The following is a 22281-nucleotide window of genomic DNA, read 5'->3' as shown; positions in this document are numbered from 1 at the left end:
CGCATATACATCTTATTATCAAAAATCATTTGATAATAATTCAAATATTAGGCTGTTTATCTAAAGCGAGAATTCTCTAAGATTCAATTATCGAATTTAAGGAGAAGTATCATGTCATTACCATTAACAATGAAAGCTATCGGATTTACTCAATCACTTGCGATTACAGAGCAAGACAGTTTATTTGAGTTTGAAACGAGTCTGCCAGAACTAAAAAATAATGACTTGCTGGTAAAAGTGAGCGCGACTTCTATCAATCCTGCTGACGCTAAAATTCGTATTCGTAATGCCAAAGACAAAACTCTTGAGCAGCCAAAAGTGCTGGGCTATGACGCAGTCGGTGAAGTTGTTGGTAAAGGTGCTGACGTTGAAGGCTTCGAAGTCGGTGACCGTGTGTACTATGCGGGTGACGTAACACGCATGGGGGCTAACGCAGAATACCAAGCTGTGGACTACCGTATTACCGCTAAAGCGCCTAAGAGCCTTTCTGATGAAGCTGCAGCCGTTATGCCACTAGCGACGCTTACAGCATGGGAAGCGTTGTTTGACCGCTTGCGTGTTCGTCCTGAAGAGAAAAAGTCTATCCTGATCATTGGTGGAGCGGGCGGCGTTGGTTCAATTACGATTCAACTGGCTAAGCAACTGACCAACCTAAATGTTATCGCAACAGCTTCAAGACCTGAAACGGAGCAGTGGGTAAGAGATATGGGAGCGGACTATGTGGTGAACCACCGTAACCTTGTTGAGTCAGTGCGAGAGCAAGGCATTCAACATGTTGACTACATTTTCAATGTTGCTGATACAAAAGGGCACTGGGATGCGATGGTTGAGTTGATCGCACCGCAAGGCATGATCAGTTCGATTGTTGAATTTGATGGTGGCATTGACTTATCAGCGCTGCAAGGAAAATCAGCAGGCTTTGTTTGGGAGCTGATGTTCACGCGTTCATTGTTTAACACCGAAGATATCCAGAAGCAGCAAGACATCCTATTCCAAGCCGCGAATCTGATTGATTCGGGCCGTATTAAAACGACTCTAACCACGACCCTAAATGGCTTTAGTGTGGAAACACTTAAAGATGCACACCAACGTATTGAAAGCAGTGCCTCGATTGGTAAAACAGCTATCAAATACTAATTGCTGATGTTTTAATCCGCCGTTGTTTTGAATTGTTGACGGTTTAAATAGAAGAAGCCCCTGATATCTGATTGCTAGTCAAAAGGTTTCAGGGGCTTTTGTTTGTTTTCAGTTTAGTCAGTTTAGTCAGTTTAGTCAGCTTCTGGTGATGTGATAGGTTTCGATGTTCTGAAGTGAAGCTGTATTAGGTCTAGCTCAAAAGGCGATGCCTGTTTGTCTGCAATCAAAAAACCGATTTGTTTGATGTCTCGTGCCCTAAGTTCCGGCGCATCGCTCAGTAGCCGACCTCTGAACACAGCTTGAAAATCATTGAAGTGGAACACCTTGTTAAGCCGCACTCCCTTAATGGTATCGAAATCGTGTTTGTATTGAACTCGATTACCATCTTTCGATGTTGTGAGCCTCAGTTGGTAGGTGCGACCATCACCAACGAAAACTAGCTCTGCGCTATCTATTTCATGGGCTGGTGATTCAATGGAGCGCTTTACAGAACTGAAACCACCATTATTTTCTAACGATAGCTCGCCCCTAAATCGACTCATATCATCAAGATAAATGAGCTCGCCTGTAGAGATGCCACCCATTACATCGTCGTTGGTCGCTGTCCAATTCTTGTGTTCGTTCGGTTGTATAAAATCAATCATACCTATGCCTGCTACAGATACTTGAGACCATAAAAAGGAGAGGCTGAGTACTAGCCACAAAGGGTGTCTTCGCTTAAGCAATGAAGCCGTTTCGTTCATGATTGTCTCCGTTAGCCGTTAGCCGTTAGCCGTTAGCCGTTAGTCTGTTCGCGTTTTATGGAGAAGGTTCAGTGGCAAGCATACCCATACAATGCTCAATAAATTCAGAGTAATTTGAAGCGTTGCCGTACTCAATTTTTAGCGAACCGTGAAACATCAGCGTCACCGTGACGTCTTTATAGCTTAGCCAACAGGTGTAACCGTCGTAATCATGCCAAGCCGTCATTTCGCCAACTAGATATTTGTTGTCCCGTTGCTCACCGGAAGAGCGAATAAACTCAAATACTCTGAGAAATTCAATAATGGTGATTCTGTTGTCCATGTGTTACTCCCGCTGCGTCATCTTTGAGAATAGGCTGATCTTTGGTGTTTAGATTGCCTACGTCTTTCTTTCATATCCTTACGGCTTACCTCTGTGCCCCGATCACTGAAAGGGTCTTACCTTCTCGATAAACCGCTGTTTTCTAATATTTCATCATCATTCCATACATCTGTTCAATCCAGAGCGAAGCGTGCGTAACAAACTCGAATAACAACGTTAACCCTCAAGATAAAGACGAGCTTAATTTGCGTTTATGGTGGTTAATTAAAATTAGAGTCGATAGGATAAATAGCATCGGAGCCTTGTTATTGGCTGAAATGGAATCTACAGAAAGTGCGTGTCAACATGATAGAAAAACTGAAAAAGGAATGGTTTCTTGTAGGGATGGTGGTGGCTATGGTCGTTGCTGTTTTTACGCCGGATTGGGGCAAATCGGGTGGGGTACTTCATCTCGATACGGTGACTGTTCTCGGCATCGCTTTGGTGTTTTTCTTACACGGTTTGGGTTTGTCTCCCAAAGCCATTCTTGAGGGGCTTTCGAATTGGAAGCTGCATGTTTTTGTACAAAGCGCGACATTCTTAGTTTACCCACTGCTTTGGGTGATATTCGGGCAAGGCTTTGTCGCTTATATGCCAGCAGCTCTGGCCTTTGGTTTCTGTTACCTCTTCGTATTACCGAGTACGATTTCGTCTTCGGTCGCGATGACGGTGATTGGAAAAGGAAACCTACCGGGTGCGATATTCAATGCATCACTTTCTAGTATTTTAGGCGTGTTCATTACGCCTCTACTGATCCAGCTCTTTATGGGGTTGGAAGGTGCAGAGCTAAACCTGATGGAATCGGTGATCTCTATATCTAAAATGCTGCTATTGCCAATGATTGTCGGCCAGTTGATGCGCCCGTTACTTTTTGAATGGACTCAGAAACACAAGTCAGTGGTCAATAAGTTAGATAAATACGTGATACTTCTGATCGTCTACAGTGCTTTCTGTGACTCTATTGAACACGGTATTTGGAGCGACTTTTCACCAATGCTGTTGTTGCTGTCAGCGGTGATTTGTTTAGTGGTATTGATGGTGATGGTACACGGCATTCAATGGAGTGCCCGAAAGGTTGGATTCAATCATCAAGATGAAGTCGCGGCAGTATTCTGTGGTACTAAGAAGACCTTAGCGGCGGGTATTCCTATGGCTAAGGTGATCTTTGCTCACAACCCTAATCTAGGGATGATATTACTACCAATCATGCTTTATCACCCGATTCAGATCTTTTACTGTGCAGTGCTAGCCAACCGTTACGCCAAGGTTGATACACAATCTAGTTAAACTTGTTTGTTGTTACAAGTACAAAAGAAAAACGCCTTTCACTTCGCTGTGAAAGGCGTTTGTATTTGAATCTACTTCACTTTAATTAGAGTGCTTGAATCTGTATGAGCAAATGCGTTGTCGTAGATCTCTAAGCCTGTTGTTTGAGAGTACGTCAGCGTATCGTCTGAAATGCTAATGTTCATCGTGAAGCCCGTGGTGGTTGCGTTGTCCGTCATGTATTCGGACTCAGCGATGCCACGCTTAGACGCAACTAACGTCATTGTATCGCCAGCAGGGCCTTCTGCGGTGACACATGTGGTGCGTGGTACGCAGTAAGAGTTGTAGACGACCTGATTTTTTTGGTCGTAGATGAAGTAGCCACGTTGATCGTGGAACTTAGAGTCGTCGGCCTTTCTGAATACTTCTTGTTTGTAGTACAGAGCAACCAGATATTGATCGCTGGCATTGGTTGCATCTGCCGCAACCTCAAACGTCATTACTTCATAGAATGGTGTAACCGCGGGACCACCTGCACCCACTTCTGTGCCTTCTTGGCCTGGAGAAATATCAACGCCGCCAGTTTCGACTGATTTCCATGTGCCGACTAACTTTGCGAGTGGACCAAAATCCATACCATTGATTGTGTTGTGGTCGGCTACTGCTGGAGCCGAGATTACCGCTGCGATACCAAGTGCTAATAATTTTTTCACTTTAACTTCCTTTTTATTAATTATCTGACCCCAATAAAAATAAGGTTATTGTGAAACCAGTTTATTAACCCAGATCAGTGTTGTTGGCTAATATGAAATCTAATTGTAACTTGATGTATCAGTCAGTAAGGGGGTATTAATGTGTGTATATATTGAGCAAGGTGCAGTTGTTGGGTCGTCTTATCTCAGTGATACACCATGGGTTTGCTAACTCTTGTGGTTGAGTTGAGTCACATTGGATTAGGTCGTCTAAACTTAAAGCTTGTATCGCATCAAATACGACAATTTGGGCTCTAAAGACGTTCTCGAAATAAATGCAAATTAGTGCTTTACCTCAACTTAACTTGAGGTATTAGGATATGCAACGTTGCTTACGAGAATACTTTAAGGAGAGAAGAATGATCCAACTTGAACATGTGAATTTAGTGGTAAAAGATATCCCAGAAATGCTGGCTTTCTATAAAGCGGCGTTCCCTCATTGGTATGTCCGTGATGAGGGAAAAGGGGAGTGGTCAGGTAAGCCACGTAACTGGCTGCATTTTGGCGACGAGTACCAATACATAGCAATAAGTGATCACGGTGAAGGTGAAAATAGATATTTGGCTGGGCATTCTGTTGGTCTCGCACACTTCGCTTATGTGACCAATAATATCGAAAGTGTCACTCAACGCCTTGTTGATGCGGGCTTTCCAATTGCCAAACCCGGTGCCGAAGAACCTTATCGAAAAAATGTCTACTTTGTGGATCCTGCAGGCTTTGAAATCGAGTTTGTTGAGTATTTGAGTGATGATCCTAAGTTACGAAATGCCACGAGTTAGTTACGTAATACGCCGCTTTGTTAAAGTTGGTTAGCTGAATGAAAGCGCGCTAGAGAGCATTTATAGAAAAGGGCATCGTGGAATAATCCGCAATGCCCTTTTTAGATTCTATTTATCAGCTGATATTGAGTGGGTTACTTATTTAGCCTTGAACGGCACCAATAGCTGTTTACCAAACACGTTAATGAGTGCACCAGTGACAATCAGGCCACCACCTAGATAAGTCCAAACCGATGGAATCTCATTGAAGATCCACACACCTAATAGCGCTGAGAAGACGATCTGCACGTATGAGTAAGCTGAAGCTTTACCAGCTGCCTGGGTTTGCATTGCTTTGGTTAAACCGTATTGTCCTATTTGTGTGAAAATCCCGACGAGCATAAGCATCATGGTTAGGAATAGGCTAGGCCATACAAAGTCGTTCCAGATAAGAGCTGTTGAGATTGGTAGCGCAACCAATGGGAAGTAGAAGATGATGACTGAGCTATCTTCCGTTTGGCTAAGTTTTCTCACAATCACATAAGCAATTGAGCTACCAAATGCGCCACATAACGCCACCATAATGCTAAATAGCGGTAACTCGCTGCTCGCGCCACTGTTCATACTTGGTTGTACCATCACTAATAGCCCAGCTAGGCAGAACGCAATGCAGATCATGGTCGATTTTTGGACGCGTTCTTTCAGAAATAACACGCCAAGTAGGGCGGTAAATACAGGATGAACGTATTGTAGAATGGTCGCTTCGGCTAATGGCAAAGTGGTCACAGCGTAGTAAACACACATCAAGGCTGCTGTACCAACTGCGCCTCGAACAAACAACAAAGGTTTGTTATTTCCCCAGATCGAAATGCCTTTTCGCTTAACGTCGATATAACTGATGATCAAAGACACCAAAGCCCTTGCTGCAACAATTTCGAATACAGGAATGCCATAATTGCTGATGTATTTCACACAAGCTGACATCAGTGCGAATCCAAAAGCGGAGAGGATCATGAATCGAACCCCAACAGGGATTTGTGAAAAAGAGAAAGAAGACATAAAAATATCAATCGGTTGAGGGAACAGGAATCATAACTTAGTTTAGAAGAGCCGACCAAAGTCTTTGTCCTGTTCTATTACACCAAACCATTGATATTGCTGTGCGAGTACTTTCAGCAACTCGATCTCTTTTGTTGTCTCTTCTCTAAGCCATTCAATAAGGTCGTTGATGATAGGCGTGTGACTACGCTGGTGCATGAAGTAAGTCCAAGCACTGTGTTGGATTTTTGCATTTCTAGGGCAGTACAAGAAGCCTCGTTGGAGATCTTGTTGAACTAACAACAGATCCGTGACCGTAACCCCTTCACCGGATAGACAGGCACTGAGCGCCATATCTAAAGACAAGAAGCTGGTATTTCTGACAGGTTTCTTTGGTGGGAATTCAACATCGGCCAGCCACACTTTCCAGTCGTGATGATCTAAGGTTGGATGCAGCCTTGGCAAGGTTAAGATTGAATCAAGGTCGGTGTCTTTGGTGGTTAAACTAGTAGAGCAAACCGGCGCCATGAACTCTTCACGCAAGAAGGTAATGTCAGGTGCCTTGTCATAGCGTTTTTTGAAACGCGTGTGGAAGATCAGTAGATCATACTCACTACTATTAATCGATTCGTCTTCCTCAATCACAGGAACAATGACTATCTCATGATCTTGATAACGCTCGTTTAATTCCCGAACTTTGGAGATCAATACTCGCGTCGCGAAACTCAGAGTCGCTTTGATCACGATACGCTTCTGCTTGGGCTCACTCCAAGAGGCGATAACAGCTTCGATATTACCGTAGCTTTCTCGCAAAGCCACATACAAATCATGACCTTGTACCGTTAATTCTATGGCTCGATGCTTACGAATAACCAGTGATGCGTTTAACTCATCTTCAAGCTGTTTGATCTGTCGGCTGATCGCACTTTGTGTCACATGCAGCTCTTCGGCAGCCAGAGTAAAGCTCATCAGCCTTGCAGCAGCTTCAAAGGCTTTTAAGCCATTATGTGATGATGGCAAGCTAGGATATGGGGTCATAATTCGTTCGCATGAGTTTATGGAATGTTAGAGTCGCAAATTTATCAATTGAACGCTAGCCTCATCGATCGTATTTTGGGCGAAATTACCTGAGGCGCTCATGAAAAAAATACTCACTCTTGCATTCCCTTTGATCATTTCACAGCTGATCTCTATGGCTTTAGTCCTTACTGATGTTTGGATGATGTCGCGTATCAGTGTGTCAGCCCTTGCGGCTGGTGGCTTAGGTGCCTCAATCTACTTTTTCATCTTCATTATTGCGAGCAGCACCGTGGGTTGTGTCGCGAATTTGATTGCGATCGCTTATGGTCAGCGAGTAGCTCGCCCTGAGTTTGGTAATACTCAAATTAGATTGGCGGTGAAAGGCGCAACCATGTTGGCATTCGTGCTCAGCGTGACCTTAATGGCCAGCTTCTGGTTTGCTCCGTTGGTATTAGAAGCAGCCAAACAGCCACCAGAAGTGATCACTTTAGCCATGGAATATGTCCATGCTTTGAAGTGGGTAATGTTGCCTTCGCTTATCTTGTTGGTACTTCGTGGCTTAACCAGTGCGTTTGGCAACGTGCGCTCCATTCTTGTGATGTCGATTATCACCGTAATTCTGAATGTGCCAGTGAGCTACTTTCTCACCTTCCAATTAGACATGGGCTTAACAGGTTTAGGGCTTGGTACGGCTATCGCGGCATTTATCGTGATGGTTGGATATACGGTTTGGGTATTTAAGCGTGACGAGTTTAAGCAGTTCGCCCCTTGGCTAAATACAGAAGAGTATTCAATCAAGTTGATGAGCCCATTGTTGTTGATGGGTCTACCTATCGGCTTGGCTGCTTTACTTGAGCATGGCTTGATTTACGGTGGCACCTTGATGGCGGGCACGATCAGTATTGCTTCGTTAGCCTTGCACCAAATCTTGCTGCAATGTTTAAGCTTTACTTGGAACTTCAATTTTGGTTTCTCACAAGCTGCGGCGATTTTGGTTGGCCGTGATTTTGGCGCGGGTAACTACGAAGGAATAAAAAGAACCTCGATTCAAAGCTTCATATTGGTGTCGGTGTTGAGTGTGGCGTTGTCGGCCGTGTTCATTATATGGCCTGAGATGATCGCTTCTATCTTCAAGTTAGACGATGGCACGGGTGCTATGACTTCACTACTGGCTTCTGTGATTTGGGTCGTTGCTTTGTGCTTTATTGTTGATGCTTGGCAGCTACTGGCGATTAACCTGCTAAGAGGCATGAAGATTGTCTCTATGCCAACCGTGATGACTGCCATCGGTTACTGGGTATTTGGCTTGCCTGCGGCTTGGTATTTGATGCCTAAGTTCGAATTGGCAGGGATTTGGGGCGGAATCGGTGTTGGCTTAGGCGTGACAGGTATTCTGCTGCTTATCCAATTGATGCGTGTCATTCAAAAGAACAACCAATCTCCAGATTTGTCGAATCATGCTTATACGTGATTTGCTTGTGATGCTCGCCTTTACCATGGAACCTTGAACGATAAACGTTGTATTGCTGACCGAGAACTATCAATTACCAACAATGACCTATAAGCCCTGAATTGCGTACTTCGTAATTTAGACCTTGGTCTTACAGAAACCGAGCTAAAAGGTGACTAGAATGATTTGAGTTGCTCACCGTTTTATCAAGGAATACACAAATGGAAGTTGGATTGTTCTGGGCTGAAAAAGGAATGTTAGTGCTTGGCGCACTGTTTGTTTTGACGAGCATGATGCAGTACGGAAGACGCAGTAGCGATTGGAAAGGCGTGATTACGATGTTCTACAAGCGTATCCCAATGAACATCGCCGAATACAAATGGTATCGCCTGGGGATCGCGTTGTTGGTATTTGCTGTGATCATACGTTTCGCATTACTGATTTTATGGCCTTCATATCAGTTCTAGTTCTCTTGCATTAGCTTTGTTGGATAGCTCTCTATCATGGCTACATAAAGCCGTTCAATGAATGAGTCAGTCAGTCGAGCCTTAATAAACCCGCTTGTTAAGGCTGCTGTTAAATATAATAGTGCTATTACTCAACAGCAAGGATTGGCTATTACCTTTGTAGCATATTGTTTTTCATGAAGAATAATGCGAAATAATAGCTTACCCACCTGTTTCATCATTCTTACTAATAATCTGCACATAAATCCATTCACCCCGTACCTGATACCATAATGTTCTGTTACACTCGGTCGAATTAGCTTTAATTTGTCAGTGGTGCATTTATGTCGTTCCCAGTTCTTATATGTGATGATTCTGCGTTAGCAAGGAAGCAGATGGCTCGGTCACTGCCTAGTTCTCTAAATGCAGATATAACTTTTGCTGTTCATGGGCTTAATGCACTTGAAGAGCTCGCTAAAAACCAATTCAAATTGATGTTCCTCGACCTAACCATGCCGGAATTAGACGGCTATGGCACATTGGAAGAGATGCAACGTTTAGGCGATACCACGCCAGTTGTCGTTGTTTCTGGTGACATACAACCAAAAGCACAACAGAAGGTGCTGGATCTTGGCGCCAAAGCATTTTTGCAAAAGCCGATCGATAAAGAAGCGCTAAAAGCCATTTTACGTGAGCATGTCGAGCCGCCAAAACAACCTCAAATCATTACCCCAACCGCTTTAGAACTGCCAATACTTCGCAGACGCGATATCTATATGGAAGTCGCGAACGTAGCGATAGGCCGTGCCGCTGATGCACTGGCTCGTCACTTTAATGTGTTTGTTCACCTACCGCTGCCGAACGTCAACATCTTCGAAGTGAGTGAATTGCACATGGCACTTCGTGACCTAGCCGACAACGACCAAGTGTCGGGTGTTTGCCAAGGCTTTAGCGGAGAAGGTATTGCAGGCGAAGCATTAGTCTTATTGAGTGATTCTAGTGTGAGCGATCTTAAGAAGCTCATGAAGGTGCCAACAGAGAGCGAGCAGCTAGAAGAGTTAGAGCTACTGATGGATGTGTCGAACATCTTAGTCGGCTCATTCTTGAATGGATTAGGGGAGCAATCAGAAGTTCGTTTCTTCCAGAGCTCTCCTGTACTGCTAGGTCAACATATCTCGATCGATTCTGTGATTGAAAATACCAGCGGCTCGTTCAAAAAGACCATGACCTTTGAAGTCAGCTACAACATTGATGGCACTTCTATCCGTTGTGACCTTCTGTTTATGTTCGTTGATGAGTCTCTGCCTCTTCTAGACAACAAATTGGCCTACCTAATGGAGGAGTTTTAATATGCTGAATCTTCCTGCTGAATTTGAACAGTTCCACTGGATGGTGGACATGGTTCAAAACGTCGATATGGGGCTGGTGGTTATTAACCGTGACTTTCAGGTACAAGTTTGGAATGGCTTCATGACGCACCATAGCGGTAAGCAATCGCACGATGCGATCGGTAAGTCGATCTTTGAACTGTTCCCTGAAATCCCAGAAGAGTGGTTTAGGCTGAAAACCAAGCCAGTCTACGATTTAGGCTGCCGTAGCTTCATTACATGGCAACAAAGGCCTTATCTGTTTAAGTGTCGTAACGTTAGGCCAGTAACCCAACAAGCTGATTTCATGTATCAGAACGTCACGCTTAACCCGATGCGTTCTCCAACTGGGCAAGTGACATCCTTGTTCTTGTCGATTCAAGATGCGACTGCTGAAGCTCTGATGTCTCAGAAAAAGGCTTGACGTACCTTAAGGTGAAAATTGAATCGCCTTATAAGAGCACTCTGAAAACCAAATAAAAATGGCCAAGGTTAATCCCCTTGGCCATTTTTGTATCTGATCCTGTAGTAATGAGTTCGAACTAAAGAAAGGCGTTCCGTGTTCGTTAACTTTAGTCGAGTTGTTGTTAGGCTCTATCAACAGCGGCTTGTATCCGCTGGGTTCTCATAAATAAGCGCATCTAACCTGCCATATTTTGTGGACTTTACCCCGCTCATCCAAGTTTCGAACGTGCTAATCGATCTTGCCTTTGTACTTTATAAATTTCAGGGCTAATGAAAGAGGGCTGAGATCGGCACTCGAAGCGAAAAAAGTCAGAAAAAAATGAAATTATTTAAGAAAAAACGCATTTTTTGATTCAAGAAAAGTGTGATTTTTATGTGATTAAAGGGCACTTTTTTCACAAATTTGCCTTATCGAAGATTTTTTCGCCGAATTTGCAAGGGAAACGTTTGCGCAATAAACCGACAGCGTTTGCGTGAATATGTTGTTAAGTTATTAATTACTATGAATTTAGTAGGAAATGACGGGCGGGAAGCTTTTACCAGATATGGAATCTTTGAGAGGATAGCATAAAAAAAAGTGAAATATCAGACTTGCTGTTACTAAATCACGACCTATAATGCTGAAAACCGGAGCGTCTGCCAACGCTCCGGTTTTTTTGTGTCCGAAGAAAAGTAAACTCGTCTGCCAACGGTTTTACTACGCATTTCGCGAGAGACACATAATTTTATGAATCAAGGAAAACACCATGCGTATCGAACAAGAACTTAAGTTAGGTTTCAAAGATGTACTCTTCCGTCCGAAGCGTTCTACCCTTAAAAGCCGTTCTCAAGTTGAATTAACCCGCGATTTTACATTCAAGCATAGCGGTCGTCAATGGTCTGGTACTCCAGTAATTGCAGCGAACATGGATTCGGTAGCAAGCTTTGAAATGGCAGCTGCTCTAGCAGAGCACGGTGTTATGACTGCAGTACACAAGCACTACACAGTAGAGCAGTGGGCTGAGTTCGCTAAAACAGCAGACAAGAAAACTCTGAACAACGTATTTGTATCAACAGGTACATCTGAAGCTGAGTTCGAGAAAGTTAAGAAGATCATGGCTCTTAGCGAAGAGTTTGTATTCATCTGTATCGATATCGCTAACGGCTACTCAGAGCACCTAGTTGAGTTCGTACAAAAAGTACGTGCTGAATTCCCGACTAAAGTTATCTCTGCGGGTAACGTTGTAACGGGTGACATGGTTGAAGAGCTAATTCTAGCTGGCGCAGACATCGTTAAGGTTGGTATCGGCCCTGGTTCTGTTTGTACTACACGTGTTAAAACAGGCGTAGGTTACCCTCAACTTTCTGCAATCATCGAGTGTGGCGACGCAGCACACGGCCTTGGCGGCATGATCATCGGTGACGGTGGCTGTTCATGTGCGGGTGACGTATCTAAAGCGTTCGGCGGCGGTGCTGACTTCGTAATGCTAGGCGGCATGCTAGCAGGTCACTCTGAGTCAGGCGGCGAAGTTGTAGAGCAAGACGGTAAGCAATTCATGAAGTTCTATGGAATGTCGTCACAGTCGGCTATGGACAAGCACTCAGGTGGTGTTGCTAAGTACCGTGCTGCTGAAGGTAAAACTGTTTTACTTCCGTTCCGTGGTTCAGTTCACAACACAATTTCTGACATCCTTGGTGGTGTACGTTCAACTTGTACATACGTAGGCGCAGCAAAGCTTAAAGAGCTAACTAAGCGTACGACTTTCATCCGTGTACAAGAGCAAGAGAACAACGTATTCGGTAAAGAGTAATCTGAACTGATTCGAATAGTTTGAAAATCAAGAGCCGCTAAAGCGGCTCTTTTTTTACGTGAAATTGATAAAATCAATGTCATTAAACCTGCGCGCTAATAATCTGTCTAATTTTCAGAAGACGCTGGATTTAGAATGTGACTAACAGATTTAATGATCGCAGGAACTATGATGGTTATTAGTACTAACGTGAATAATGATGCCTCAAACCAGTGCCAACCTAATATACTTGTAGTATAAAAGTAAGCGCCTAAAGAGAGTGGCAGCGTCAAATTAAACACGATTAAGACGATTAACGCAGCTCCTGCCCATACCATACCAAACTGATTCTCAAGTCCTGAAAAACCTATAGACAGATAGCACGTACCAGATATTGTAACAAGTAAAGCACTAAGGCAGCCTGATCTCATTTTGTTGCCTAGAATATTAACGAAAAAAGCAAAACTATCAGAACGCCTAATTATTTGAATTAGCATTCAAAAATTAATATTACTTTCAAATGCTATTAGTCTTTGTAAAACTCATTTATCGTCTCTTTAGTTGATTGTCACATGATTGTTTTTTTCATTTGGTATCTTGAAAATAAGTTTATGCTTTGTAGTCGAAGTTTAATTCATGCCTAACATATGCTTTACAAATTCGCTGCGATCTAGAGTAACTGATTCAGGACTTTTCCCCGGCACGACCGACAGAGACACCATCGGATGTCGGTAAGGGTTCTTACAATAGCTATATCAATAGTATTGATATTTTAACTAGTGTGGTATCAGTTAATAGAAACAATACTATTGATTTTTAGATAGCTCGCCCAGTAATGAGCTTTCGCTCCACATCGTTTACTTCATGCTGAATTCTTCGTTGATTGGGAAATTCGAAGGAAACAGCGCTCGTTTCGCTTCTTCATCACGTTCGGTTTTAAACTCAATGCCTTTGCCGATTTCGCGAGCACGCAGCGCAGCAGGGCGAGTGTTGATTGCGTTAAACCAGCGCTTCAAGTTCGGGTAAGGTTCTAAGCCTTCTTCACCAAGCACGACAGGTGCTTTATCAATCCAGCCCCATGCAGCGACATCGACAATCGTGTACTCATTTCCGACGATAAACTCACGACCTTCCATATGCTTCTCTAACACTTCGTAGTGACGTTGTGCTTCACGTAGGTATCGGTTCACAGCGTAGTCTAAGCCTGCTGGTGCAGCATGGCGGAAGTGTACCGATTGGCCTGAATATGGACCAAGGCCACTCGCGATAAACATCATCCAAGAGAGTAGTTCAGCTCTGTCTTCTGGCTGACCGCCAAGCTTGCCTGTTTTCTCTGAGAGATACAGAAGGATAGCGTTAGAGTCGAATACACGTTGTCCTTCATCTTCAATCGCAGGCGTTTTGCCATTTGGATTGATTAAACGATATTCCGGTGAATGCTGCTCACCCTTTAAGGTATCGACAGGAACAAGTTCAAAATCTAGGCCTGTCTCTTCCAAAAACAGAGCGATCTTCATTGGGTTTGGTGTTTGGTGAAAATAGAACTTAAGCATGGGGTAACTCCTTGTATTGGTCATTTATTAAAGCACGACTTGAACGATCGTTCAATGGTTGATTTTGAATTATTTGAAGATCTTCTGACTCGCATTCCAACTCTATGTGTTGAAGACCTCGTTATTTGAGCGAGGGGTAAAATCGCGCGATTCAGTGTGTTGGATTTTAAGTTGTTGAAAAAATGAGCTTAAAGTGGTTTTTTTGATTCGTTGCTTTATGCGGAGTTCGGATTTGTGATGGGTGGTTTTTGGCGGGATAGGGCGTATGAAATCCGTAGTCAGATATTCCAACAAAAACGTTGAGCACTGGTTCAAACCAGAATTATCTGGATGCACAGGCTTATTGGTAAGTTCAAAATCGTGATCTGCTGCCACACCTTATGCAACAAATGAATATAAACGTTAGAGATTAAGGTGTGCTTCACGGTTTTTTAATCTTAGGGACTTACATTGGTGAGCAAATCTGATGTGAACACTTAACGACACAGGATCTTTTCATGAAAAAGAACATTATCGCCCTCGCTCTTGGTGGCATGCTGGCTTTTGGCGCAACACCTTATTCTTTTGCTGCTAACGACGGCGCAGTACAGGCTTCTGCGGATTACGCGCAGTTGGTGACTAAGCGACAAGTTGTCGACCAATTACTTCTTGATGCGTTGCAGGCGTTTAAGTCTCCGGCAAGAATTTCTCACGCGGGCTTTACGGCTAAAATGCCAAGCAACATGGAAATTGTGACTAACCGATTGTTAGAAGCTTACCAACTAGAACCTTACCGTACTGATTTGCTTATCTCGGCAGCGAACGCTCAGATCTACAACAAGAATGCAGAGCGCGCTATTGAGCTGTTTGAGCAAGCGCTGACGGTTGTACCAGACGATGTTGATCTTCATGCTTACCTTGCGGTTTGGCAGCGATTTGAAGGCAATGAAAGTGAATCCAATAAGCACATGGAGAAACTGGAAAGCCTGAACAAAGGTAAAGCAGAAGACATCAAACGCATTTTTGCTACGGTCGACCGCGTGTTAGAAACACCGTTGAAAGAGTCTGCGGATAAAGGCTTGCTTGATCATCATGGCGCGATTGTCACTTTGGGCTATGCGCTTAATCCAGACGGCTCTATGCATCAAATTTTGATTGAGCGTCTTGAGACAACATTGGCGATGGCTAAGGCGAACTCAGATGCGATGATCGTGTTAACGGGTGGCGTGCCCAAGAACCACAAGACTGAAGGTAAGTTAATGGCGGATTGGCTTATCGAGAAAGGGGTAAGCAAAGATCGCATCATCGAAGAGAATTACGCGACCAGCACGGTAGGCAATGCCTTATTCAGTAGCTACGCACTTGCTCGCCATGATATTAAGCACGCGACCATTATTAGCTCGGCAAGCCATGTTCGTCGTGGTCAAACTCTGTTTGAAATCGCTAGCTGGCAAACCGGCCCTCAGGGCATTACTTTTGATACGGTTTCTTACCCAGACAAGCCACTCGCAGATCTTAAGAAGGCGAGTGATGGTGAGCTACTAGGTATCTACCGAGATGCGCTTAGAACCTATGGTATGTGGAGCTACCGCTCTTACCCATTAGAGTCTCGCTAGGCTTAGGGTTACTTCACAGTAGGCAAAGTATAAGTTGCTAGTACAATCGAGCACAGCTAGATGGTATGCTGTGCTCCTACTTAATTTAGTGTTTCAAAGGCAAAAAAATGAACCCGATTTTAGCAATGTTGAAAGAGAACAATATTAGCGACGAGCAGATCAGCGAGCTATTCAAGACGTTGACCGAGAACCCTCTTGCAGCAATGGCGACGATCAGCCAACTTGGCTTACCACAAGATAAACTTCAAATGCTGATGGGCCAGGTAATGCAAAACCCTGCGCTAATCAAAGAAGCAGTTGAAGAGCTTGGCCTAGATTTCTCTAAGGTTGAAGCGGCTAAAGAACAACTTCAAAAATAAGCGAATTTGAATGAGCTAAGATCGAATTAGCTTAATCAAAATTCAATGAAAAGGTCGTTTAAGTTCAGCAACAGGCTGTCTTAACGGCCTTTTTTGATCTTGGTGGCGATTATTCACTTTGATCAAGTTGCTTTCAATCCCTGCTTCCCATTTTCTACTCAACGACTATTTCAACACAATTGACAGCACTTTTGCCAAACATGCGTTGCTACTGACAATTTACTTACTAGACTTAATTAACCTATGTGCGACTTGATATGTGCACCTTGATGAACAGTGTTTTTTGGATGAGGAATGCCCTGAATAGTAGGGATCATCAAACAATAGCGCTGTTTATTTATGGGTCACAACAAGAAAAAGAATAAGAGGGCACTCAAATAAGCCCTTTATTGAGCAGTGATTTTATAGGAAATGAGTTATGAAATATTTAAAGGAAACGGCTTTAGCTAGCCTTGTGTTGGCCGGGCTTGTTGGTTGTGGCGGAGACTCAGGATCATCAAGCAGTACGACACCCATTACCTTGAGTGTGAGTGATGCGCCCGTCGATGATGTTAAAGATGTGACGGTGACATTCAGCAAGGTAGCTTTACTTCCGATTCAGGGAGGTACAACGCTAGTGTATGACGTGTATAAAACGGACGAAAACGGTGATTACGTTGATGAAAATGGCGACCCGTTGCCAGACGGTGAAGATCCTATTCCATTAAGTGTCAATTTATTGGATTACCAAGGAAGCGATGCACTTCCTTTGATTGAAAACGAGGTAGTTCCAGTAGGTAGCTATAAACTATGTGTGTTTGCGAATGATGGCGATCACCCGACACATCCATCTTATGTTGTAGAAAACGATGACTCGATTCGTGAGTTAACGGTGAAAGGTAATGGCGCGTGCCCGCAAGGTGTTGGTAAAGAAGATAACGCTGGCGTGCTTTACTTTAATGATTCATTTAATGTGAACCAACAGAGTAACGATTTTGTTGTCGAGTTCGATCTTCGACGTGGCCTAAAGAACAGTTCGACTTTCCCTGATTACACTATTCAAAGAACGTCTGTAAGCCTTATCAATACGGTTGAGACAGGAAACATTGAAGGTACTGTTTCGAGTACCACTTTTGAAGCTTGTAACCCTACAAATGATAATACTTATGTTCAGTCGGTGTACTTGTATGAAGGTAATGTCGACAAAGCTGACATGGCGCCTATTGGCGGTTCCGATGAGGTGAAGCCGATTACTTCAGCATCAGTGGCAATGAATGAAGCACAGACTAACTATGAGTTCTCTCTGGGATTTATTGATCCAGGTACTTACTCATTGGGTTATACCTGTACCGCGCAACACGACAGTGATGAAGACAATGCTGATCCGGTTGCTGATGGTTTTGACATTTATGAAGTTCAAAATAGTGTTCAGGTAGTGGTTGGTCAGGATAACCAAGTATCGTTTTAAATCTTTGACGTGATTAAGCATTCGAATAAAAACGGCCTCTCATTTAGAGGCCGTTTTTGATCATGTCACCTAGTTAGCATGAATTTGATGATCATTGAGTGTGACTCTAGGGAAGTGATAATGTAACTTTGTATCTCTTACTTTAACCTAGCGAAATGTACTCCGGCGTTGCTCATGAAATCTAGCTTAAGCATTCGATCTTACACCAAGCAATTTAATACCCATGCTCATGATGACCATCATCAACTGGTATTGCCGATCCAAGGCAGTATTAATATCGAAATGGTGGGGTATGTCGGTAAAGTGGCGGTGGGCGAATGTGTGGTGATTCCGGTAACCACAGCGCATGCGTTTAAGGCGGACGAAGCAGCGCGGTTTATTGTCGCGGATATGGCTGTGTTGCCTCAGCATTTGTTAGAGCACGAGCTCTCGGTTTTCACGATAACGCCACCTTTGATGAGCTTCTTGTTGTTTGTTGAGAAGCAGCTGGAATATCAGGTCGATAGCGGTATTGAGTCATCCATCTTGGATGTGTTTTCACTGCTGTTAGAGCAACAACAAGTGAGCAAGAGCATCGACCCAAGAATCCGCGCTGTACAAAGGCTGATAGCGGATAATTACACACAACCATTATCCATTTCGCAACTTGCAGAAACGGCTTGTTTGAGCCCCACTCAATTCAAAAAACGCTTCAAAGAGTGCCTGGGGATCAGTGCGCTTAAATACATCACTCGCTATCGTATGGAGAAAGCCCAAGCCTTGTTAACTCATACCGATTTACCGGTTCAATTGATTGCTGAAAATGTGGGCTATAGTGATGTGTCTGCTTTCAGTCGTCGCTTCTCTCAGCACTTTGGCATGTCTCCAAGGGCGTTTCTAGGCTCAATGAAAGACAGTCTTTAGAAACAACAATAGCGTCCTTTCGGCAAACTAACTTTTATCAATCTTCACTATTATCTATTTCAGAACTGAAAATTGGGTAATAGAAATGAATCTTGCCATCAATCGCGTTAACGAATTCCAAACGGGCACTTTAGCCATCTTGTTTGCTTCTATTTTATGGGGCACGACAGGCACCGCCGCAAGTTTTGCGCCTGATCTAAGCCCATTAGCGATTGGTGCTTTCTCTATGGGCGTCGGTGGCCTAATGCAAGCGGGATTGGCGTATCGAAAAATCCTATTCGCTTTCGACAAGCTTTTGCAGAACAAGAAGCTGTTGACGGTGAGCGCTTTGGCTTTAGCGATCTATCCTTTAGCTTTCTATTCTTCAATGAAATTATCTGGCGTGGCGATTGGTACAGTGGTTTCGATTGCTACCGCACCTTTCTTTTCTGCTCTGTTAGAGTGTCTTATTAGCAAAAAGAATAATATCAACAAACGTTGGCTCACTAGCTTTGCGATTGGTGTGGTGGGTATTGGGTTGTTGGTGTTTTCAGAATCTTCATCGACGAATGAATCCGGTGATGATCTCAAGCTGTTCGGTATTGCTTTAGGTTTGCTCGCTGGGTTGTGTTACGCCATTTATTCTTGGGCGACCAAAGCACTGATCGACAAAGGGATTAAGTCACAAGCGGCGATGGGCAGTATTTTTGGCCTGGGTGCGATGCTGTTGCTGCCAACGCTCTGGTTTACGGGGGAGAACCTGTTTTCCTCGCAGATTAACGTATTAGTCATCAGTTATCTGACGTTAATCCCACAATGCTTGGGCTATATCGCGTTCAGTTTTGGTTTACGCCACGTGACCGCGAGTAGCGCCAATCTGCTGACTCTGTTTGAACCAGTAGTTGCAGCGGTGCTTGCCGTCTGTGTTGTCGGTGAGCTGATTCCTTTTACAGGCTGGTTAGGTATGTCTCTGATTGTGTTGTGCTTGTTTATACAGTCGAAGCCATCTAAAGGAACGTTATAAGTATTTGTTTTGCCTAATTGAAATTTTTTCATGTGTAATTCTTATAATTGAATAAAATCAGTATCTCAGTTGTGAGAGTGCTGTTACTATCGCTATCAATAGTCGGGGGGCATATACCTTATTTGGTGTTTGCTGAGATCGTTAATCGAGACCCGTTGAACCTGATTCAGTTAACACTGGCGTAGGGAACTATAAGCACTCGATCTGCGTCTGCACCCATGAAAACTTTCATGTGTTTATTGCGACTTCTCCTTCGATCGGTGTTCGTTCTCCTACGTCTTGTAAGATAGTAGGAGCGACAATGACACACAGTTCTAATTCAAAAGATTTAACGCTAAAAGCCTCAGTTTCGCAGCACTCTGCTGATGGTTCGATTCGAACAAACACTCCGATTGTATTGACGATCGCTGGTTCTGACAGTGGCGGCGGCGCAGGTATTCAAGCGGATATTAAAGCCATGTCTGCAACAGGTAGCTTCGCTTGTTCGGTGATTACTGCGATTACCTCTCAGAATACCCAAGGCGTATCAGCCATTTTTCCAATCCCACTTGAGCATGTTGCTAGCCAGTTAGATGCGTTGTTCACCGATCTGAATATCGTGGCGGTAAAAGTTGGTATGTTGGCGGATTCGCAAATCATCAAAGTCGTTGCAGACAAAATCAAACAATACCAACCAACACACTTGGTAATTGACCCTGTAATGGTCGCGACAAGCGGCGACCTTCTTCTAGAAAACTCTGCTATCACTACGCTAAAACAAGAGCTGATTCCGCTCGCCGACATTATTACCCCTAACTTACCTGAAGGCGCGGCGTTAACAGGCAAGCCGGTACCTGAAAGCGAAGCCGAAATGCAGGACATGATTGAAGATCTGCGCGCTTTAGGTGCTAAAGCCGTTCTGCTAAAAGGTGGTCATCTAGAGAAAGATGAAAACAGCAATGACTTACTGATTCTACCAACTGCATCTGCTGTGATTAGCGCGAAGCGTTTTCCTACCAAAAACACTCATGGCACGGGCTGCACGCTCTCTTCTGCTATTGCTTCTTTCTTGGCTCAAGGCAACACGCTCCCAGAGGCTGTAGACCTGGGTAAACAATACATTTCACGCGCGATTGCCCATGCTGACGAGTTGAAAGTCGGTCAAGGTCATGGCCCAGTAAATCACTTTTTCGCTGGGCACGGTAATGTCCGTTAATACGATTGGCGTTCAACTCAGTAATGCGACTCTGCGTTACCGAGATAGCGAGCACGCGACCTTATCTGGACTGTCATTGAGCTTAAAAGCAGGCAAGTGGACAGTGTTACTTGGTCGCAGTGGCTGCGGAAAAACCACGGTATTGCGTTATCTGGCAGGCTTGTTGGACGACAAGGTGGAATGGCAGGGCACATTGGCAACGTCTGATGAATTGCCTTTAACGGATCGCATCGCTTACATGGCGCAGCAAGATTTGTTACTGCCATGGCTATCGGTTATCGACAACGTGTGTTTGAGCCATCGCTTTCAAAATTCCGCAGATAAGCATAAAAATATCGAGCATAAAAATCAGGCGTTAGAGCTACTGATTTCTGTTGGTCTGGCTGATTACGCGGATGCTATGCCGGATCAATTGTCTGGTGGTATGCGTCAGCGTGTTGCTTTGGCTCGAACCTTAATGCAAGACAAGCCAGTCGTGCTGATGGATGAGCCTTTCTCTGCGCTGGATGCGGTAACGAGACACAAGCTGCAAAGTTTAGCGTGTGAACTGTTAAGGGGTAAAACCGTTGTGTTGATCACTCATGATCCACAAGAAGCGGTGCGTCTGGCGGATAACTTGTATGTGTTGCAAGGCACACCGGCGAACGCTCAGTCTTTATCTGTGCCTCTCACTGCCACACCAAGAGTGTTAGATGGTGAATGTGCTGAGTTACAACAAGCGATCTTAGATCAGTTGGAGCGTGATTATGCATGATCTAACGCGAAGTGGAGCTGTAGCTCATTCAACTAACGGACAGGCTGCCACTACACGCCATCGTCAGATGAATCCTGTTGTTCGTTTGCTTATCAGCAGTGCTGTGATTCTCGGTTTATGGCAGTTAGTTGTGGTTATCTTCGAGATGCCGAGCTTCATTCTGCCCACGCCAGCAGAAGTCTTTTTAAAGCTGATTGAACGTTACGATGTGTTACTCAAACACACATGGGTGACTGCGCAAGAGATCCTACTTGGCTTGTTACTCGGTTTGTCGATGGGGCTGTTTTTCGCCCTGCAGATGCTGATGTTTGATCCGCTAAAGCGTTGGCTATTGCCTATCTTAATTGCCAGCCAAGCGATCCCTGTGTTTGCTATCGCGCCAGTACTGATGCTGTGGCTAGGTTATGGCATCGCATCAAAAGTGGTGATGGCGGCGATCATTATCTTCTTCCCAGTAACCACTTGTTGTTACGACGGTCTACGCAATACACCGACAGGTTATCTCGATCTTGCCAAGACGATGGGTGCATCGAAGTGGCAATTGCTACGTCATATCCAACTTCCTGCCGCACTGCCAACCTTAGCGTCTGGCATTCGTGTGGCTGTGGTGATTGCGCCAATTGGAGCGGTTGTCGGCGAGTGGGTTGGTTCGAGTGAGGGGCTGGGTTACTTAATGCTGCAGGCCAACGCGCGCATGATCATCGATGAGATGTTTGCTGCCTTGTTCATCTTGGCGGTGCTGTCTATCTCGCTCTACTTCGTTACAGATAAATTACTCAAAAAAGCTATCCCTTGGGAGAACCAGTGATGGCTAGCTCAATAACTCTTTGTTTAATAAAGCTTCGCTCAAGGCTATTTATCTAAACAACACCTCGTTAAAAATTAGATCGACAAACACAA

At 44.2% G+C, this 22281-nt stretch carries 21 protein-coding genes, 1 pseudogene and 1 riboswitch; of the genes and pseudogenes, 16 read left to right on the top strand and 6 right to left on the bottom strand.

Annotated features, from left to right (window positions below; all coding sequences use genetic code 11):
- Positions 1–111: 111 nt before the first annotated feature.
- Entirely contained in the window at positions 112–1137 is a 1026-nt protein-coding gene (locus tag AB6D58_RS18565; RefSeq protein WP_372158010.1) for a zinc-binding alcohol dehydrogenase family protein, read from the top strand.
- A 131-nt stretch (positions 1138–1268) separates the two neighbouring features.
- Here AB6D58_RS18565 and AB6D58_RS18560 read toward each other — a convergent pair whose 3' ends face one another.
- Positions 1269–1880: a CIA30 family protein gene (locus AB6D58_RS18560; protein WP_372158007.1), complete on the bottom strand. Its 612-nt coding sequence runs from the start codon at positions 1878–1880 to the stop codon at positions 1269–1271.
- 55 nt (positions 1881–1935) lie between these two features.
- Positions 1936–2202 (bottom strand): DUF3081 domain-containing protein, encoded by a 267-nt coding sequence (locus AB6D58_RS18555; protein WP_372074263.1) that lies wholly within the window; start codon positions 2200–2202, stop codon positions 1936–1938.
- A gap of 345 nt (positions 2203–2547) precedes the next feature.
- Here AB6D58_RS18555 and AB6D58_RS18550 point away from each other — a divergent pair, with 345 nt between their 5' ends.
- Positions 2548–3528: a bile acid:sodium symporter family protein gene (locus tag AB6D58_RS18550; protein WP_032545880.1), complete on the top strand. Its 981-nt coding sequence runs from the start codon at positions 2548–2550 to the stop codon at positions 3526–3528.
- A 71-nt stretch (positions 3529–3599) separates the two neighbouring features.
- Here AB6D58_RS18550 and AB6D58_RS18545 read toward each other — a convergent pair whose 3' ends face one another.
- Complete coding sequence (locus AB6D58_RS18545) at positions 3600–4220, bottom strand: heme-binding beta-barrel domain-containing protein (protein WP_017062436.1); 621 nt, start codon at positions 4218–4220, stop codon at positions 3600–3602.
- Between the two features lie 398 nt (positions 4221–4618).
- Here AB6D58_RS18545 and AB6D58_RS18540 point away from each other — a divergent pair, with 398 nt between their 5' ends.
- Positions 4619–5038 carry a VOC family protein gene (locus AB6D58_RS18540; protein WP_372158004.1) on the top strand — a complete coding sequence of 140 codons (420 nt, stop codon included), beginning with the start codon at positions 4619–4621 and terminating at the stop codon, positions 5036–5038.
- A gap of 138 nt (positions 5039–5176) precedes the next feature.
- Here the strand turns inward: AB6D58_RS18540 and AB6D58_RS18535 are convergent, their stop codons facing one another.
- On the bottom strand, positions 5177–6076 hold the full coding sequence (locus AB6D58_RS18535; protein WP_372158001.1) for a DMT family transporter: 900 nt from the start codon (positions 6074–6076) through the stop codon (positions 5177–5179).
- Between the two features lie 42 nt (positions 6077–6118).
- Complete coding sequence (locus AB6D58_RS18530) at positions 6119–7093, bottom strand: LysR family transcriptional regulator (protein ID WP_017068435.1); 975 nt, start codon at positions 7091–7093, stop codon at positions 6119–6121.
- A gap of 100 nt (positions 7094–7193) precedes the next feature.
- Between AB6D58_RS18530 and AB6D58_RS18525 the strand changes: the two genes are divergently transcribed.
- The 5 genes from AB6D58_RS18525 to AB6D58_RS18505 all read left to right on the top strand — a co-directional run bounded on the left by AB6D58_RS18525 (position 7194) and on the right by AB6D58_RS18505 (position 12593).
- Positions 7194–8546 carry an MATE family efflux transporter gene (locus AB6D58_RS18525; RefSeq protein WP_017062432.1) on the top strand — a complete coding sequence of 451 codons (1353 nt, stop codon included), beginning with the start codon at positions 7194–7196 and terminating at the stop codon, positions 8544–8546.
- 200 nt (positions 8547–8746) lie between these two features.
- On the top strand, positions 8747–8992 hold the full coding sequence (locus AB6D58_RS18520; protein ID WP_010430578.1) for a hypothetical protein: 246 nt from the start codon (positions 8747–8749) through the stop codon (positions 8990–8992).
- A 323-nt stretch (positions 8993–9315) separates the two neighbouring features.
- The gene (locus AB6D58_RS18515; protein ID WP_029236531.1) at positions 9316–10320 is read left to right on the top strand and encodes a response regulator; all 1005 of its coding nucleotides are present in this window, start codon (positions 9316–9318) and stop codon (positions 10318–10320) included.
- Position 10321: 1 nt separating this feature from the next.
- The gene (locus tag AB6D58_RS18510; RefSeq protein ID WP_017062430.1) at positions 10322–10762 is read left to right on the top strand and encodes a PAS domain-containing protein; all 441 of its coding nucleotides are present in this window, start codon (positions 10322–10324) and stop codon (positions 10760–10762) included.
- 787 nt (positions 10763–11549) lie between these two features.
- Entirely contained in the window at positions 11550–12593 is a 1044-nt protein-coding gene (locus AB6D58_RS18505) for a GMP reductase (protein WP_102488897.1), read from the top strand.
- A gap of 836 nt (positions 12594–13429) precedes the next feature.
- On the opposite strand, the gene AB6D58_RS18500 is transcribed toward AB6D58_RS18505, so the two are convergent.
- Positions 13430–14125, bottom strand: coding sequence for a glutathione S-transferase family protein (locus tag AB6D58_RS18500; RefSeq protein WP_065585070.1), 696 nt, complete (start codon positions 14123–14125; stop codon positions 13430–13432).
- Positions 14126–14622: 497 nt separating this feature from the next.
- Between AB6D58_RS18500 and AB6D58_RS18495 the strand changes: the two genes are divergently transcribed.
- From AB6D58_RS18495 to AB6D58_RS18460, 8 genes and pseudogenes are all read left to right on the top strand, one after another.
- Positions 14623–15720, top strand: a complete 1098-nt coding sequence (locus tag AB6D58_RS18495; protein ID WP_372157997.1) for an ElyC/SanA/YdcF family protein — start codon at positions 14623–14625, stop codon at positions 15718–15720.
- 107 nt (positions 15721–15827) lie between these two features.
- Complete coding sequence (locus AB6D58_RS18490) at positions 15828–16079, top strand: DUF2999 family protein (RefSeq protein WP_004731647.1); 252 nt, start codon at positions 15828–15830, stop codon at positions 16077–16079.
- A gap of 418 nt (positions 16080–16497) precedes the next feature.
- Positions 16498–17526, top strand: a complete 1029-nt coding sequence (locus AB6D58_RS18485) for a DUF4382 domain-containing protein (RefSeq protein ID WP_136974469.1) — start codon at positions 16498–16500, stop codon at positions 17524–17526.
- Between the two features lie 174 nt (positions 17527–17700).
- A complete protein-coding gene (locus AB6D58_RS18480) occupies positions 17701–18429 on the top strand; it encodes an AraC family transcriptional regulator (RefSeq protein WP_016793022.1) in 729 nt (242 codons plus the stop codon).
- An 85-nt stretch (positions 18430–18514) separates the two neighbouring features.
- Positions 18515–19432, top strand: a complete 918-nt coding sequence (locus tag AB6D58_RS18475; RefSeq protein WP_102394458.1) for a DMT family transporter — start codon at positions 18515–18517, stop codon at positions 19430–19432.
- Positions 19433–19525: 93 nt separating this feature from the next.
- Positions 19526–19637: riboswitch (TPP riboswitch) on the top strand.
- A gap of 96 nt (positions 19638–19733) precedes the next feature.
- The gene (thiD, locus tag AB6D58_RS18470; protein ID WP_372157994.1) at positions 19734–20627 is read left to right on the top strand and encodes a bifunctional hydroxymethylpyrimidine kinase/phosphomethylpyrimidine kinase; all 894 of its coding nucleotides are present in this window, start codon (positions 19734–19736) and stop codon (positions 20625–20627) included.
- Entirely contained in the window at positions 20617–21381 is a 765-nt protein-coding gene (locus tag AB6D58_RS18465) for an ABC transporter ATP-binding protein (RefSeq protein ID WP_102394457.1), read from the top strand. Before thiD ends, AB6D58_RS18465 begins: the two co-directional genes overlap by 11 nt.
- Before the next feature lie 73 nt (positions 21382–21454).
- Positions 21455–22189: pseudogene (locus tag AB6D58_RS18460) on the top strand (ABC transporter permease); the annotation flags it as partial.
- Positions 22190–22281 lie beyond the last annotated feature (92 nt).

Origin of the sequence: Vibrio sp. 10N.239.312.D08, assembly GCF_041466145.1 — a bacterium.
Lineage (GTDB): Bacteria > Pseudomonadota > Gammaproteobacteria > Enterobacterales > Vibrionaceae > Vibrio > Vibrio crassostreae_C.
Note: the sequence above shows the minus strand (reverse complement) of the source record. Positions and strands in the feature narration are given on the sequence as shown.